The 14,870-nt window shown below is 66.9% G+C and carries 12 protein-coding genes and 1 tRNA gene; 10 read left to right on the top strand and 3 right to left on the bottom strand.

Annotated features, from left to right (window positions below; translation table 11 throughout):
- The first annotated feature begins 172 nt into the window (after nucleotides 1-172).
- A complete protein-coding gene (locus tag HUW53_RS06890) occupies nucleotides 173-985 on the top strand; it encodes a polysaccharide deacetylase family protein (protein ID WP_370877781.1) in 813 nt (270 codons plus the stop codon).
- A gap of 103 nt (nucleotides 986-1,088) precedes the next feature.
- Here the strand turns inward: HUW53_RS06890 and HUW53_RS06885 are convergent, their stop codons facing one another.
- Nucleotides 1,089-1,811 carry a hypothetical protein gene (locus tag HUW53_RS06885; protein ID WP_237345012.1) on the bottom strand — a complete coding sequence of 241 codons (723 nt, stop codon included), beginning with the start codon at nucleotides 1,809-1,811 and terminating at the stop codon, nucleotides 1,089-1,091.
- Nucleotides 1,812-2,186: 375 nt separating this feature from the next.
- Nucleotides 2,187-2,271: transfer RNA gene (locus HUW53_RS06880), tRNA-Leu, on the bottom strand.
- A gap of 299 nt (nucleotides 2,272-2,570) precedes the next feature.
- On the opposite strand from HUW53_RS06880, the gene lipB reads away from it, so the two are divergent.
- On the top strand, nucleotides 2,571-3,299 hold the full coding sequence (gene lipB / locus HUW53_RS06875) for a lipoyl(octanoyl) transferase LipB (protein ID WP_370877782.1): 729 nt from the start codon (nucleotides 2,571-2,573) through the stop codon (nucleotides 3,297-3,299).
- A gap of 59 nt (nucleotides 3,300-3,358) precedes the next feature.
- Here the strand turns inward: lipB and gatB are convergent, their stop codons facing one another.
- Complete coding sequence (gene gatB, locus HUW53_RS06870; RefSeq protein WP_237345011.1) at nucleotides 3,359-4,849, bottom strand: Asp-tRNA(Asn)/Glu-tRNA(Gln) amidotransferase subunit GatB; 1,491 nt, start codon at nucleotides 4,847-4,849, stop codon at nucleotides 3,359-3,361.
- 199 nt (nucleotides 4,850-5,048) lie between these two features.
- On the opposite strand from gatB, the gene HUW53_RS06865 reads away from it, so the two are divergent.
- The 8 genes from HUW53_RS06865 (at nucleotide 5,049) to ahpF (ending at nucleotide 14,819) form a co-directional block, all read left to right on the top strand.
- Nucleotides 5,049-6,158, top strand: a complete 1,110-nt coding sequence (locus HUW53_RS06865; protein WP_237345010.1) for a polysaccharide pyruvyl transferase family protein — start codon at nucleotides 5,049-5,051, stop codon at nucleotides 6,156-6,158.
- A 109-nt stretch (nucleotides 6,159-6,267) separates the two neighbouring features.
- The gene (locus HUW53_RS06860) at nucleotides 6,268-7,563 is read left to right on the top strand and encodes a capsule biosynthesis protein (protein WP_237345009.1); all 1,296 of its coding nucleotides are present in this window, start codon (nucleotides 6,268-6,270) and stop codon (nucleotides 7,561-7,563) included.
- Nucleotides 7,560-8,360: an SDR family NAD(P)-dependent oxidoreductase gene (locus HUW53_RS06855; protein WP_237345008.1), complete on the top strand. Its 801-nt coding sequence runs from the start codon at nucleotides 7,560-7,562 to the stop codon at nucleotides 8,358-8,360. Before HUW53_RS06860 ends, HUW53_RS06855 begins: the two co-directional genes overlap by 4 nt.
- Nucleotides 8,361-8,503: 143 nt before the next feature.
- Entirely contained in the window at nucleotides 8,504-9,487 is a 984-nt protein-coding gene (locus tag HUW53_RS06850; RefSeq protein WP_237345007.1) for an AI-2E family transporter, read from the top strand.
- Nucleotides 9,488-9,709: 222 nt separating this feature from the next.
- Nucleotides 9,710-11,080 (top strand): glutamate--cysteine ligase, encoded by a 1,371-nt coding sequence (locus HUW53_RS06845; protein WP_237345006.1) that lies wholly within the window; start codon nucleotides 9,710-9,712, stop codon nucleotides 11,078-11,080.
- A 260-nt stretch (nucleotides 11,081-11,340) separates the two neighbouring features.
- Complete coding sequence (locus tag HUW53_RS06840) at nucleotides 11,341-12,270, top strand: DMT family transporter (RefSeq protein ID WP_237345005.1); 930 nt, start codon at nucleotides 11,341-11,343, stop codon at nucleotides 12,268-12,270.
- A 275-nt stretch (nucleotides 12,271-12,545) separates the two neighbouring features.
- Complete coding sequence (gene ahpC, locus HUW53_RS06835; protein WP_237345004.1) at nucleotides 12,546-13,109, top strand: alkyl hydroperoxide reductase subunit C; 564 nt, start codon at nucleotides 12,546-12,548, stop codon at nucleotides 13,107-13,109.
- A gap of 126 nt (nucleotides 13,110-13,235) precedes the next feature.
- Complete coding sequence (gene ahpF, locus HUW53_RS06830; protein WP_237345003.1) at nucleotides 13,236-14,819, top strand: alkyl hydroperoxide reductase subunit F; 1,584 nt, start codon at nucleotides 13,236-13,238, stop codon at nucleotides 14,817-14,819.
- Nucleotides 14,820-14,870: the final 51 nt, after the last annotated feature.

The raw sequence follows: 14,870 nt of genomic DNA, 5'->3' as shown, positions 1-14,870 counted from the left end.
TGCTTTGCCTCTAGAGTGCCCCCACGGTTTAGGGAAGCGCCAAACCGAGGCGCCAATGGGAGGGCATTGCAACAAAAGTGAAGCGAGACGCGATTGCAACACCTTCATTTCGCCCTGACCGCCGCCTAAGCCCGCGTCCGAAGCCCGCCGGGACGGGAAAGGAGTGCGCAAAATGGTTCACGGCTACCGAAGGGCGGCAGCGCGCGGCATCCTTGGCGCCCTTGCCCTTACATCTGTAGGCCTTGTGGCCATGGCGACGCAGGCCATGGCGGGGGACTGCCCCGGACATCCCGATGCCCTCGGCACCGAACGGGTGCTGGAGATCGATCCCAAGGGCGTGCGGGTGGGCACCAAATCCTTCCCCGGTACGCTGCCGCTGGCGCCGCGCGAAGTGGTGCTCACCTTCGACGACGGCCCCTGGCCAAAGACCACCCCCGCCATTCTCGACGCGCTCAAGGCCGAATGCGTGCGCGCCACCTTCTTCCTCATCGGCGACAATGCGAAGGCCCGCCCGGCCCTGGTGCGCCGCGAGCTGGCGGAAGGGCACACGGTGGCGCATCATTCCATGACGCACCCGGCCGCGACCCTGGCGAAGCTGCCGTTCGAAGCCGCCGTCGCCGAAATCCGCAACGGCGTCGCCGCCGACGAGGCCGCCGCCTACGGCACGGGCGGGGCCGTGCCGCGCGTGCCGTTCTTCCGCTTCCCGGGCTTTGCCTCGACGCCGGAGCTGCTCGATGATCTCGACCGTTCCGGGTTCGCGGTGTTCGGCGCGGACTTCTGGGCCAGCGACTGGAACAAGATGACGCCCGATGAGGAGCTGGCGCTGGTGCTGAAGCGGCTCGACTCGGCCGGCGGCGGCATCGTGCTGTTCCACGACACCAAGGCCCAGACGGCGGAGATGATTCCCGCCTTCCTGCGAACCCTGAAGGAGCGGGGCTACAAGGTGGTGCACATCGTGCCGGCACAAAAGCAAACGGCGCGCTGAGGGCGCGCCGCTTCGCTCCGCGGGAGGTCAAGCCTGGGGACCGTCCATCCCGCGCCGGGCAGCTCGCCCCTGCCCGGCACAAGAAGACGATCCCATGCTCAAATCAGCTGAACTGGTTCAGCAGGTCCAGCAGTTCCGAGGCGCTGCTTGTCGCGGTGGTGTCGCTGCTGGTGGTCGTGGTCGCCGAGGCCGTGGAACTGCTCGTCGCGCTCGTGTCGCTGCTTGAAGCGTCCACCGGCGGCGGAGGCGGCGGAGGCGGTGCCTCGCTGCTGTTGTCGGCCGCCTGCGTGCCGAGGCCCGACTGGAGATCCTGCTGGAGGGTCTGCAACGCCGCCTGCAGGCTGCTCGCATCACCGGAATCGATGGCGTCCGCCAGCGCGCTCAGATCATCGGCGAGGCTGCTCGTCGAGGTCGTGTCGCTGGAGGTCGTCGTGGTGTCCGTGCTGGAGCTGTCGGTGGTGGACGTATCCGTGGTCGAGGTATCCATCGTCGCGTCAGCCGGCGGGGGCGGCGGAGGCGGCGGCATCATCTCGAATGATGCGGAATCATCGGTTTGCGTCGCGTCGCTGCTCTCGCTGCTGGCGCCGAGACTTGCCAGCATGCTGGTGAGATCGGAACTCGCGAGACTGCCATAGGAAAAATCGCTGGAATCGCCGCTGTCCGAGGTGGACTCAAGGGTCTGGATGGTCAGCGTCGGCTCTGAAAACGCCTGGGCCGCCGCCGTATCGCTGGATTGGGTTTCACTTTGCTGTGCTGCCTCCCGCCGCTGCTTGTACAGCTCTTGAAGCGAGGAGGCGCTGTTCTGACCGATGGACGAGATGGTCATGATATGTGCCTGTCGTGCATGCGATACCTATGGCGCCATGCTGGTTCCACGGTAACGCCGGCACGATGTGTCCAGGAGCTTGCATCAGGCTTGCCCGCACCTGCGGAGAAACGGACAGAAACCTTCAGCAACATAGCGCCAACACTCGGTTTCCGCTGCGAGATGAAACCGGAGAGGCCCCCGCGAACGACGCCCGGCATCGGCCCCGCACCCCGGATAACGACGGGCCCGGATAACGACGGGCCCGGATAACGACGGGCCCGGATAACGACGGGCCCGGATAACGACGGGCCCGGATAACGACGGGCCCGGATAACGAAAAGGCCGGTTCGGAGTATCTCCGAAACCGGCCTTTTCGTTATGCCTTCAATCCACTGGTGCGGACGAGAGGACTCGAACCTCCACGGGTCTCCCCACTAGCACCTCAAGCTAGCGCGTCTACCAATTCCGCCACGACCGCAGTCAGGGATGGCACCGCCGGGACCCGTTTGAAGGGGCCGTTTCCGGCGGGGAGCCATCGTCTAACAGATCGACTCGGGTGCCACAAGAACTTCATGCAGCTTCCGCCCGCCGGCGCCGGAGCCTGTGGATGGCGGGCACGCGATCTGTTGTACCGCAACGCTTTGCTGCGGATGCCAACGGCCCCACCGGGTTGAGAGGGGGCCAGCGGACCGGGCTGGAGACCATGATCGGATCGGGAATCACGCCGGCAAAGCAGCCTCATCTGAAATCACTCTAGACGCCGCGCACGGATGGTATATGCCCACGGGCATGTCCCAGCCCGTGCCGCGCGCCACCCTCGACGCCACCTTCCTGCCGCAGGACCCGTCAAACCCGCCGGTCCAATGGATGATCAGCGACGGCCTCGTGCCCTATGAGGTCGCGCGCGCGACCATGGAGGCCCGCGTGGCCGCCATCGCCGATGGCACGGCGGGCGAAGCGGTGTGGCTGCTGGAGCATCCGCCCCTCTACACCGCCGGCACCAGCGCCCGGCCGGAGGATCTGGTGGAGGCTCGCTTTCCGGTCTTCGAAGCCGGGCGCGGCGGGCAGTTCACCTATCACGGCCCCGGCCAGCGGGTGGCTTATGTGATGCTGGACCTCCACCGCCGCGCGCCGGACGTACGGCGCTATGTGAGCGCGCTGGAGGCGTGGCTCATCGGCACGCTCTCGGCCTTCAACGTCACCGGCGAGCGGCGGGAAGACCGGGTCGGGGTGTGGGTGCGCCGCCATGGGGACGAGGACAAGATCGCCGCCATCGGCATCCGCGTGCGGCGGTGGGTGACCTTCCACGGCATCTCGCTGAACGTGGAGCCGGACCTGTCCCATTTCGGCGGCATCGTGCCGTGCGGCGTGCGTGAACACGGCGTGACGAGCCTAGCCGATCTCGGCCTGCCGGTGAGCATGCCCGAGGTGGATGCGGTGCTGCGCGTGGGGTTCGAGGAGGTGTTCGGGCGCACGATCCTGTCGCCGCCGCCCGAACGGCCCTGACCGGGGCGGCGGGACGCCGGAAGCTGCCCCGGCGCCGGCCTGCCCCCGATGCCCGAGGATCAGATCCCGAGCTTTGCCTTCAGGATGTCGTTCAACGCCTGCGGGTTGGCCTTGCCGCCGGAGGCCTTCATGGCCTGGCCGACGAACCAGCCGAGCATGGTGGGCTTGGCCTGAACCTGGGCCACCTTGTCCGGATTCTTGGCGATGATCTCGTCGACCACCTTCTCGATGGCGCCGGTATCGGTCACCTGCTTCAGGCCGCGCGCCTCCACCACCACGCGGGGGTCGCCCCCCTCGGTGAAGATGATCTCGAACAGGTCCTTGGCGATCTTGGACGAGATGGTCTTTTCCGCGATCAGGTCGAGGATCGCGCCGATCTGCTCCGGTGACACCGGAGAGGTGGCCAGATCCTTGCCTTCCTTGTTCAGGCGGCCGAACAGCTCGTTGATGATGAAATTGGCCGCGGCCTTGCCGTCGCGCCCGGAAGCCTCACCCCTGGCGACCTTCTCGAAGAAGTCCGCCGTCTCGCGCTCGGCCACCAGCACGCTCGCGTCATAGGGCGAAAGGCCGTAATCGGCGATGAAGCGCGCCTTTTTCTCATCCGGCAGCTCGGGCAGGTCGGCCTTCAGCCCGTCCACGAACTCCGCCTTCAGGTCCAGGGGCAGCAGGTCCGGATCTGGGAAATAACGGTAGTCGTGCGCCTCCTCCTTGGAGCGCATGGACCGCGTCTCGCCCTTGCCCGGATCGAACAGGCGGGTCTCCTGGTCGATCTTGCCGCCGTCCTCCAGGATCTCGATCTGCCGGCGGGCCTCCACCTCGATGGCCTGGCCGATGAAGCGGATGGAATTGACGTTCTTGATCTCGCAGCGAGTGCCGAGCGGCCTGCCCGGCCGGCGCACGGAAACGTTCACGTCGGCGCGCAGGTTGCCCTTTTCCATGTCGCCGTCGCAGGTGCCCAGATAGCGCAGGATGGTGCGCAGCTTGGTCACATAGGCCTTCGCCTCTTCCGAGGAGCGCAGGTCCGGACGCGACACGATCTCCATCAGCGCCACGCCCGACCGGTTGAGGTCGACGAAGCTCTGGGTGGGGGACAGGTCATGGATGGACTTGCCGGCGTCCTGCTCGAGATGCAGGCGCTCGATGCCCACCGCGATGCTCTCGCCGTCGAGCAGATCCACGATCACCTCGCCCTCGCCCACGATGGGGTATTTGAACTGGCTGATCTGGTAACCCTGGGGCAGGTCCGGATAGAAATAATTCTTCCGGTCGAATACCGAGTGCAGGTTGATCTGGGCCTTGAGGCCGAGGCCGGTGCGCACCGCCTGGGCCACGCACGCCTTGTTGATGACCGGCAGCATGCCCGGCATCGCCGCGTCGACGAGCGACACATGGTCATTGGGCTCGCCACCGAAGGCGGTGGCGGCACCGGAAAAAAGCTTGGCGTTGGAGGCGACCTGAGCATGGACCTCCATGCCGATCACCACTTCCCAGTCACCGGTCGCGCCGGGAATGAGCTTCTTGGCGTCGGCGGGGCGCGTGTGAACCGTCATCGTCGTCCTAGTCCGTATCGCGGCGGTGCCGCATTCGTCTTGTGTTCCCCTACTCCGCGAGCCGCCGTCGTGGCAACCATCGCGGCGCGGTGGCGAACGCTTCCTTCAGATGGGGACGGCCCCGGCGGGTTGCGAGCCGCGCGCAGCGCCTCTGTCGTTCCCGAATGGCATGTGAACGCGCGCATGCTACAAGAGGAAAATGCCGGATCAAGACGCGCAAGCATCCCCCCACCTGAGCGAGCCGCACGGGAGCGACAGGCCGGAGCCGATCCCGCTGGGCTGGGCCGGCGCATCGCTCAAAGCCGATTATCTGAACTTCGGCGACGCCATGAGCCCGGTGATGGTGGCGCTGGTGGGCGGGCGGCCGGTGCGCCGGGTCGCCTATGAGTCGTCCGAGCTGCGCCTCGCGGCGGTCGGCACCATCGCCCACGGCTTCCGCGGCGGCGAGGTGCATGTATGGGGCGCCGGCTGCTCGCGCTGGGCCAATCCCTCCGCCCCCCTGAGCGCGCGCCGGCCCTATGAGCGGCCCACCGACACCCGCATGGTGATTCACGCCACCCGAGGTCCCCTCTCGCAGCGCCTCCTGCTCGGCGGCGCGGGCGGGCCAAACGTATTTGGCGATCCGGTCTGGCTGCTCCCGCGCTTCTATCGGCCGCAGGTGAAGAAGAAATGGGCCCTGGGCGTGGTGCTGCACCTGTCCGATCTCGCCGACCGGGCCTACGAGCCCCATCCCCTTCCCGAGTTTCAGCGCTATGTGGTGCCCGAGACCCTGGCCGGCGCGGTACGCCTCATCACCACGGTCACACCCATCGACATGCTGTCGCTCAAGGCCAAGGTGGATGAAATCCTGGCCTGCGAGCGGATCGTCTCCATGAGCCTGCACGGATTGGTCATTGCCGAGGCCTATGGCATTCCCTGCCTCTATTTTGCGGCATCGGGGCTGAAGCCCGGATTGGGCGACATCAGCCTCGACCCCGAGACCCTCGTTAACCCCAGGGTCGCGGACCTCTACGGCGGACTTGGGGTCAAACGGCGTCTCGGCTATGTCCAACCGCGCCGCACCACGACCGATTGGGACGACGTCATTGATGCCATCGACCGCGCCTGGACACCCCTCGATCTCGACGGCGATCGCCTCATGGCGGCCTTCCCCTTCGGCGCCGCGCCACTGCGGCCGGCGCCGGGAACAGAGATCTGGAGCCATCCCCTGGTACGCACGCTTCAGCTTCAACATGACGTTGCACAGCTGCAAAATGCCTCTAAGAGGAAGCGGACGTGGCCATGGCTGAAGCCCATCGCGCTCGCCTGAAGGGCTGCAACGGTAACAAGACGCCCCTGAGGCCGGGCGCGGCGCAGGAGCGGTGCGGATGTGCCGGGGGCGCACCAGGCCGGTCCGGCGGGGAGGAGAGAGAGAACAGATGAGAGGTCCACAGCAGGCGCACCGCCTGAAGGCCTCCGGCATTCCCCCCGTGCACGACACCGATGCGCGAGGCCGGGTCGTGCTGATGCTTCAGGGCGCCGCCTCGCAATTTCATTGGGGGCTGGGCCTCGCTCTTCAGGCGCGCGGCGCGCGCGTCATCAAGGTGCATCTGTGCGCGGGCGAATGGGTGTTCTGGCCGGGCAAGGCCATTTCCTACCGCGGCCGGCGCGAGCGGTGGCCGCACTATGTCGACGACCTCATGCGCACGAACGGCGTCACGGACCTCGTGCTGTTCGGCGACTGCCGCGACTATCACGCGCAGGCGATCCTCAAGGCGCGCGCGCTTGGCGTGCGGCTGCACCTGTTCGAGGAGGGCTATCTGCGGCCCCATTGGATCACCCTCGAGCATCATGGGGTCAACGACCACTCCGACTTCCCGCGGGATCCGCAGCTTCTGCTCGACGAAGCCGACCGCCTCGGCCTGCCGCCGAAGGTGCACATCTATCACGACCGGTTCGCCCTGCGGGCGCTGTGGGACGTGGCCTGGAACGCCAACCGGCTGGTCGGCGCCATCGCCTATCCCCATTACCGGCACCATGCGGTGCTGCATCCGGTGGCGGAATATGCGGGCTGGCTGCGGCAATTCGCGCGCCAGCGCAAAATCGCGAAGCGGGATGAGGGAGAACTGAACGCGCTGGTGGAGTCCGGTGCACCCTACTTCGTGCTTCCGCTCCAGCTCGACGGCGACTTCCAGATCCGCGTCCATTCGGACTTCCGCGACATGACGGAAGCCGCCGAGGCCGTGTTCGCATCCTTCGCTCGCGCCGCGCCGCGCGATTGCCGGCTGATGGTGAAGCGGCATCCCTTCGACGTGCCGCTCACGGACCGGCGCGGGCAGATCGAGGCGATGGCCGCGCGCCACGGCTTCGCCGACCGGCTCACCTTCGTGGAGAGCGGCGATATCGTGCCCTTCATCTCGGAGTCGGAGGGCACCCTGGTCGTCAACTCCACCTCGGCCACCTTCGCCCTCAGCCATGGGGTGCCGCTGATGGTGCTCGGCCGCGCCACCTACAAGATCCCCGGCCTCGCGTTTCAGGGCAGTCTCGACGAGTTCTGGACCATGGGCGAGCCCCCGGACCCCAAGCTATGGTGGGCCTACCGCCGGGTGCTGCTGGAGCGGACCCAGATCAACGGCGGCTTCTTCTCGCCGGAGGGCATCGCGGCCGCCGTCGCCGGCGCCTCGGATCGCATCATCGCCACACCGGCGCCGGCCGTGGCGAGCGTCACACCATGACTTCACGTCCCGCCGGGCGTCCTGCCGCGCGCCCCAGCCATGTGGCCGTCACCGGCGCCTCGGGCGGGCTCGGCGCCGCCTTCGCGCGGCATTATGCTGCGCCCGGCGTGCGGTTGCTGCTGATCGCCCGCGACGCCCGCCGGCTCGATGCCATCGCCGCCGACTGCGCGGCACGGGGCGCGGACGTGGCGACACTGTCCTGCGACGTGCGGAATGCTCACGACCTCCGGGCGGCGCTGCTGGCCCACGACGCCGCCCATCCGGTGGACCTCGTGGTCGCCAATGCGGGCGTGGAGGCCAGCGTCGGTCCCGATGGCGCGCCCGAGCCCCTCGACACGGTGCTGGCCCAGATCGAGACCAACCTTTCAGGCGCCCTTGCCAGCGTGGTGCCGCTGCTGCCCGCCATGCAGGCGCGGCGGCACGGCGCCGTGATTCTCGTCTCGTCCCTGGCGGCGCTGGAGCCGTTGGCGGACCAGCCCGCCTATTGCGCCAGCAAGGCCGGGCTGCTCGCCTGGGGCGAGGCCGCGCGGCCATGGCTGCGCCGGTTCGGCATCCAGGTCACGGTTGCCTGCCCCGGCTTCATCGCCACCGGCATGAGCAGCCACTACGAGGGCTGGCGTCCGCTGGAGTGGAGCGCCGAGAAGGCCGCCCGCCATATCGCCGAGGCGGCGGCACGCGGCCGCGGACGCGTGGACTTCCCCTGGCCCCTGGTGGCGCTGATCGGCCTCGGCAAGCTGGCGCCGCGGCCGCTCCGGGAGGCCGTGCGCGACCTCTTGTTCCGGCTGAGCGTCCATTAAGGGGGCTTTTAGGCTGGCGGCCCAGCGGAAGCGACCGTCAGGCGGGGCGAAACGCCATCTCCCCTTCGTCAGCATCGGCTAAACTGCGACCACGCCCGTGGGGGGCGCAGAAGGGAAGGGCGCGCATGGTGTCGGACCGGAGCGTGGCACGCAGGGTGGCCATCGGCGTTCTCGTGGTGGGCGGCTTCTATTTCGCCTGGCAGGTGGTCAGCGTCTTCCTGATGGTGTTCGCGGCGATTCTGGTGGCGGTCGGCCTGCACAGCCTGGCGACGCCGTTCGCCCGCCTGACCCGCATTCGCGAGCAATATGCGGTGTTTCCGGTGGCTCTGATGGTGTTGGCCGGGCTGGTGCTGGTGGGCTACCAGTTCGGCTCCACCATCCAGACCCAGGTCAGCCAGTTGATCCAGGACCTGCCCACCGGCTGGAAGGAGTTCGAAAGCCGCTTTCATTTGAGCGAGATGATGCCGGAACTGCTGCAGCGGGCGGAGGCCGCGGCCCCGCCGAGCTCGGTCATCATCACCGCGCTCCAGAGCTTCACCACCAATCTGGTTCAGGTGCTGGTGGGCCTGTTTCTGGTGGTGGTGGGCGGGCTTTATTTCGCCGTCGACCCCGCGCTCTATCGCAAGCTGTTCCTTGCGCTGTGGTCCGAGCACGAGCGCCCGCGCATCCTGAGCCGCATGACGCTGATCGCCGAGGATCTGCGCAGCTTCCTGAAGGCGCAGGTCATCGCCATGATCGTGGTCGGGGTGCTCACCTTCATCGGCCTGACCGTTCTCGGCATCCCATCGGCGCTCGCGCTCGCGCTGTTTGCCTCGCTGGCGGAGTTCGTGCCCATGGTGGGGCCGGTGGTGGCGGCCATTCCAGCCCTGCTCATCGCGCTGACGCTGGGTCTTGATTCGGCATTGTGGACACTCGCCATGTTCGTCGCGGTGCAGCAGACCGAGAGCAATCTCATCACCCCCGTGCTGCAGCAGCGCATGGTCTCGCTGCCGCCGGCGGTGACACTGTTCGCGGTGGTGCTCTTCGGCAGCCTGTTCGGCCCGCTCGGCATCCTGCTCGCCACCCCGCTCACGGTGCTGGTGTTCGCCTCGCTCCGCGATCACCACCCGGCACAGAGCAAAGCCTGAAGCCGCCAACCGGCGTCGCCGACCGCCCCCGCAAAAAGGGAGCCTGGCACTGCATCACTCGTGCCGCGGCGAGCGGGAGCGGAGCGGCAAGGTACCGCGGAGCGGGATCCGGCACGCATCCCGTTTGCCTCCGACGAACAGCCGTGTATGGTCGCGCGCCCCAAAGTGCACCGCCCAAGTGCACCCCCCGAAGTGCACCTGATGTGCTGAAGAGATGTCCGTATGGCCCGCGATACGCTCGACGCGACCCCCATCACCTCCCGCGACGAACTGATCGCCTGGATCGAACAGGGCAATAAGCCGGAAAGCTCTTTCCGCATCGGCACCGAGCACGAAAAGATCCCCTTCACCCTGGCCCGCCACGAGCCGGTGCCCTACGAGGGGCCGAAAGGCATCCGCAAGCTGTTGGAGGGCATGCGCCTTCTGCTCGGCTGGGAGCCGATCATGGAGGGCGAGCACATCATCGGCCTTGCCGACGTGACCGGCGGCGGCGCCATCTCCCTGGAGCCGGGCGGCCAGTTCGAGCTTTCGGGCGCGCCGGTCTCGACCATCCACGAGACCTGCGCCGAGTTGAATGCCCACCTCGCCCAGGTGCGGGAAGTGGCCGAGCCGCTCGGCATCGGCTTCCTCGGCATCGGCATGAGCCCCAAGTGGAGCCGCTCCGAAACCCCGGTGATGCCCAAGGGCCGCTACAAGATCATGGCCAACTACATGCCCAAGGTGGGCAAGTTCGGCCTCGACATGATGTTCCGCACCTGCACCGTGCAGGTGAACCTCGACTTCTCCAGCGAAGCCGACATGGTCAAGAAGATGCGGGTGGGGCTCGCTTTGCAGCCGGTGGCCACGGCTTTGTTCGCCAACTCGCCCTTCACCGAGGGCAAGCCGAACGGCTTCCTGTCATTCCGCTCGGAGATCTGGCGCGACACCGACAACGCCCGCTCCGGCATGCTGCCGTTTGCCTTCGAGGACGGCTTCGGCTTCGAGGCCTATGTGGATTATGCCCTCGACGTGCCCATGTATTTCGTGAAGCGCGGCGACACCTATATCGACGTGGCGGGAACCTCCTTCCGCGATCTCCTGGCCGGGCGCCATCCGGTACTGCCCGGCGAAGTGGCGACCCTGTCCGATTGGGTGAACCACCTGTCCACCATCTTCCCCGAGGTCCGGCTGAAGCGCTTCCTGGAAATGCGCGGCGCCGATGCCGGCCCCTGGGCGAAATTGTGCGCCTTGCCCGCGTTCTGGGTGGGCCTGCTCTATGACCGGGACAGCCTCGACGCCGCCTTCGACCTCGTGAAGGACTGGACCGCCGAGGACCGCCAGCGTCTGCGGGATGATGTGCCCCGGCTCGCCCTCCATTCGGAAATCCGAGGCCACAAGCTAAAGGAGGTGGCGCGGCAGGCCCTTGCCCTTTCCTCCGCCGGCCTCGCGCGCCGTGGCTTCCTCGACCGCCAGGGTCGGGACGAAACGCGCTTTCTGGCGCCGTTGGAGGAAACCGTCTTCTCCGGGCGCGCGCCGGCCGAGATTCTGCTCGACCACTTCCAGGGGGATTGGGACGGTTCCGTGGAGCCGGCCTTCACCACCCTCGCCTACTGATCTTCGCCGTTAGCTTATCTGCCATGCGATAAGTGCATGGTGGAATGATACGGGCCGCCGGCCGGTCCCAAGGGGCATCGTCGCCGATCCGAAGCGCCGGCCGGCGGGCAGCAAACGCGTGTGCGCTCGACAAACGCCCCCATAGGCCGCGGTCCGCCGGGCGATCGGAGCCCCGTCGCGCGAAACGCCGCGCGTGGCTCGGCGAATCCTCCTATTAATACTGGAACCTTACGATTCCAGACCGCTTCCGGAGCAGCCCGATGCCAAAGGCGCCAGCGCCTCCTTCCGCCACCATAGGACCGGTGGATCTGCTGCTTTACGCGGCCACCATCCTCATTTTTGGAAGCGGCTGGCTGCCGTTGCGAATGCAGCTCGGCGTGGTGGTGCCCGAGGTATCCCTGGTCTGGCGCTTCCTCATCGCCACCGTGGTCATGTTCATCGTGGTGGCGGTGCGGGGTGAGCGGCTGCTGTTCCATTGGCGCGACCATCTGGTGTTCGCCGTGCTGGGCGTGACCCTGTTTTCCCTCAACTTCATCACCTTTTATTATGCCGGCTATCATTTGCCATCCGGTTTGCTGTCGGTGGTGTTCGCGCTGGCGGCGGTGATGATTCCCCTCATCGGCGCGGCGGTGCTGGGCCAACCCCTGCACCGGCAGGTGGTGGCGGGCGCGGTGGTGGGTGTGGCGGGCCTTGCCCTGGTGTTCGGCCCCACCCTCGCCTCCGGGGAAGGCGTTGAGGGCGCGGGCGTCGGGCTGCTGCTGTCCCTGGCCGGCACGTTCTGCTTCTCGGTCGGCAGCCTGGTGTCCGGTCTGGCGGGACGGCGGGGCTACCCGCTCGTTTCCATGACCGCATGGGGCTTTTTCTATGGCTTCGCCATCATGCTGGTGGTGGCGATCCTCCGCGGCGCGCCGTTCACGATCGATTGGACGGCACGCTATGTGGGCTCCCTGCTCTATCTTGTGGCGGCGCAGACATTGTCCGGATTCGCGATCTACTTCGCCCTCATCCGCCGCATCGGCGCCAGCCGCGCGGGCTATGTGACCGTGCTGTTCCCGCTGGTGGCGCTGGCCCTGTCCACCTGGTTCGAAGCCTTTCATTGGACCCTCGGCGCGGCCCTGGGCATCGCCCTGGTGCTCACCGGCGCGCTTCTGGTGCTGCTGCCGCGCCGGGATGGGGCGCCCGCGCGCTGACCCCGCCCCGGCGCGCCAGCGTGCGGGCCGCGCATCTGCCCACCCCGGCAAACCGCGCCATTCTGCCGCATAGCACAATGGGGCGATCGACAGGGACATCCGCCCTGCGACAGCGCGACAAATCCCTTCAGATACAGGATTTTATGGCATTTTTGATAGCTTCAGCCTATCAAAAATGACGAATTTATCTATTTTGCTTATCCGGACCATCCCCATATGTTGCGTCGCGAAGGCTTTCGGCCCTTCTGCACCGCAACCTGACCCAAGGAAATGTCATGTCTCTCGTGAATACCAAGATCAAGCCCTTCAAGGCCCAGGCTTTCAAGGATGGCAAGTTCATCGAGGTGAGCGACGCCGACCTTGCGGGCAAGTGGTCCGTGTTCTTCTTCTACCCGGCCGACTTCACCTTCGTCTGCCCGACCGAGCTTGGCGACGTGGCCGATCACTATGCTGAGTTCCAGAAGCTCGGCGTGGAGATCTACTCGGTGTCCACCGACACCCACTTCACCCACAAGGCGTGGCACGACACCTCCGACACCATCGCCAAGATCAAGTACACCATGCTCGGCGATCCCAACCACGAGATCTCCACCAACTTTGAAGTGCTGCGCCCCGGCCAGGGCCTTGCCGACCGCGGCACCTTCATCGTCGACCCGAATGGCGTGATCCAGGCCACGGAAATCACCGCCGAGGGCATCGGCCGTGATGCCTCCGACCTGCTGCGCAAGGTGAAGGCCGCCCAGTACGTCGCGTCCCACCCCGGTGAGGTGTGCCCCGCCAAGTGGCAGGAAGGCGAGAAGACCCTCGCTCCGTCCCTCGACCTCGTCGGCAAGATCTGATCTGCCGCAACGCGACGCGCACGCTCCTTTGATCGTGCGCATGGCAGCCTTCCCTCTCCATGGGGAAGGCTGCTTCTCCCGGCGGGAGGCCGGGTTTCACTCCATTCGGTTCATCGGAGGATTGCCATGCTCGACGACACGATGAAGGCTCAACTCAAGACCTATCTGGAGCGCGTGGTCCGCCCGATCGAGATCACCGCGTTCGTGGACGACGGCGCCAAGTCCAGGGAAACCCTGGACCTTCTGAACGACCTGGTGCAGCTCTCCGACAAGATCACCGTCACCGAGAGCCGCGGCGCCTCAGATGCGCGCGTGCCCTCCTTCGCGCTGACGAGCCCGGGCGAGGACATTCATCTGGCGTTCGCCGGCCTGCCCATGGGCCACGAATTCACCTCGCTCATCCTCGCCCTGCTCCAGACCGGCGGTTATCCGCCGAAGGTCGAGCAGGCGATCATCGACCAGATCAAGGGCCTCGACGGCGACTTCAAGTTCGAAACCTATTTCTCCCAGTCCTGCCAGAATTGCCCGGATGTGGTGCAGGCCCTGAACCTCATGGCCGTGCTGAACCCGAAGATCCAGCACGCGGCCATCGACGGCGCCCTCTTCCAAAAGGAAGTGGACGCACGCCAGGTGATGTCGGTGCCCACCGTCTATCTGAACGGCGAAGTGTTCGGCCAGGGCCGCATGGGCGTCGAGGAGATCGTCGCCAAGCTCGACACCGGCGCGGTGGAGCGGGAGGCCAAGCGCCTCGCCACCCTCGATCCGTTCGAGGTGCTGGTGGTGGGCGGCGGTCCGGCCGGCGCCGCGGCGGCGATCTATGCGGCGCGCAAGGGCATCCGCACCGGTGTCGCGGCCGAGCGCTTCGGCGGCCAGGTGCTGGACACCATGGCCATCGAGAACTTCATTTCCGTGCCCTACACCGAGGGCCCGAAGCTCGCCACGGCGCTGGAACAGCATGTGCGCGAGTATGAGGTGGAGATCATGAATCTCCAGAAGGCCCAGAAGCTGGTGCCCGGCGACGATTTCATCTCGATCGAGCTCGCCAACGGTGCCGCGCTGAAGGCCAAGAGCGTCATCCTCGCCACCGGCGCCCGCTGGCGGCAGATGGGCGTGCCCGGCGAGGACAAGTACCGCGCCAAGGGCGTCGCCTATTGCCCCCATTGCGACGGCCCCCTGTTCAAGGGCAAGCGGGTGGCGGTGATCGGCGGCGGCAATTCCGGCGTGGAGGCGGCCATCGACCTCGCCGGCGTGGTGGCCCATGTGACCCTCTTCGAGTTCGACACCAAGCTGCGCGCCGACGAGGTGCTCCAGCGCAAGCTGGCGAGCCTGCCCAATGTGGATGTCAAGCTGTCGGCCCGCACCACCGAGGTGCTCGGCGACGGGCAGAAGGTGACCGGCCTCACTTATGAGAACCGCGTCTCCGGCCAGATCCAGACCCTGGAGCTGGAGGGCATCTTCGTCCAGATCGGCCTGCTGCCGAACACCGAATGGCTGAAGGGCAGCCTGGAGCTTTCCCCCCGCGGCGAAATCGTGGTGGACGAGCGCGGCCAGACCTCGGTGCCGGGCGTGTTCGCGGCCGGTGATTGCACAACCGTGCCCTACAAGCAGATCATCATCGCCATGGGCGAGGGTGCCAAGGCATCGCTGGGCGCGTTCGACTACCTCATCCGTTCCTCGGCGCCCGGCGAGCCGGAGAGCAAGGCGGCCTGATCCACACCGGGGAATGGCTTGCCCCTCACTGCCGCCCACCGGTCCATCCGG

Source organism: Xanthobacter agilis (assembly GCF_021730435.1).
GTDB classification, from domain to species: Bacteria; Pseudomonadota; Alphaproteobacteria; order Rhizobiales; family Xanthobacteraceae; genus Xanthobacter; species Xanthobacter agilis.
Note: the sequence above shows the minus strand (reverse complement) of the source record. Positions and strands in the feature narration are given on the sequence as shown.

Excerpts from the sequence above, each read along its gene's own strand:
- HUW53_RS06890 (WP_370877781.1), top strand. The coding sequence starts at position 173 with ATGGTTCACGGCTACCGAAGGGCGGCAGCGCGCGGCATCCTTGGCGCC.
- HUW53_RS06885 (WP_237345012.1), bottom strand. The coding sequence starts at position 1,811 with ATGACCATCTCGTCCATCGGTCAGAACAGCGCCTCCTCGCTTCAAGAG.
- lipB (WP_370877782.1), top strand. The coding sequence starts at position 2,571 with ATGCCCACGGGCATGTCCCAGCCCGTGCCGCGCGCCACCCTCGACGCC.
- gatB (WP_237345011.1), bottom strand. The coding sequence starts at position 4,849 with ATGACGGTTCACACGCGCCCCGCCGACGCCAAGAAGCTCATTCCCGGC.
- HUW53_RS06865 (WP_237345010.1), top strand. The coding sequence starts at position 5,049 with ATGCCGGATCAAGACGCGCAAGCATCCCCCCACCTGAGCGAGCCGCAC.
- HUW53_RS06860 (WP_237345009.1), top strand. The coding sequence starts at position 6,268 with ATGAGAGGTCCACAGCAGGCGCACCGCCTGAAGGCCTCCGGCATTCCC.
- HUW53_RS06855 (WP_237345008.1), top strand. The coding sequence starts at position 7,560 with ATGACTTCACGTCCCGCCGGGCGTCCTGCCGCGCGCCCCAGCCATGTG.
- HUW53_RS06845 (WP_237345006.1), top strand. The coding sequence starts at position 9,710 with ATGGCCCGCGATACGCTCGACGCGACCCCCATCACCTCCCGCGACGAA.
- HUW53_RS06840 (WP_237345005.1), top strand. The coding sequence starts at position 11,341 with ATGCCAAAGGCGCCAGCGCCTCCTTCCGCCACCATAGGACCGGTGGAT.
- ahpC (WP_237345004.1), top strand. The coding sequence starts at position 12,546 with ATGTCTCTCGTGAATACCAAGATCAAGCCCTTCAAGGCCCAGGCTTTC.
- ahpF (WP_237345003.1), top strand. The coding sequence starts at position 13,236 with ATGCTCGACGACACGATGAAGGCTCAACTCAAGACCTATCTGGAGCGC.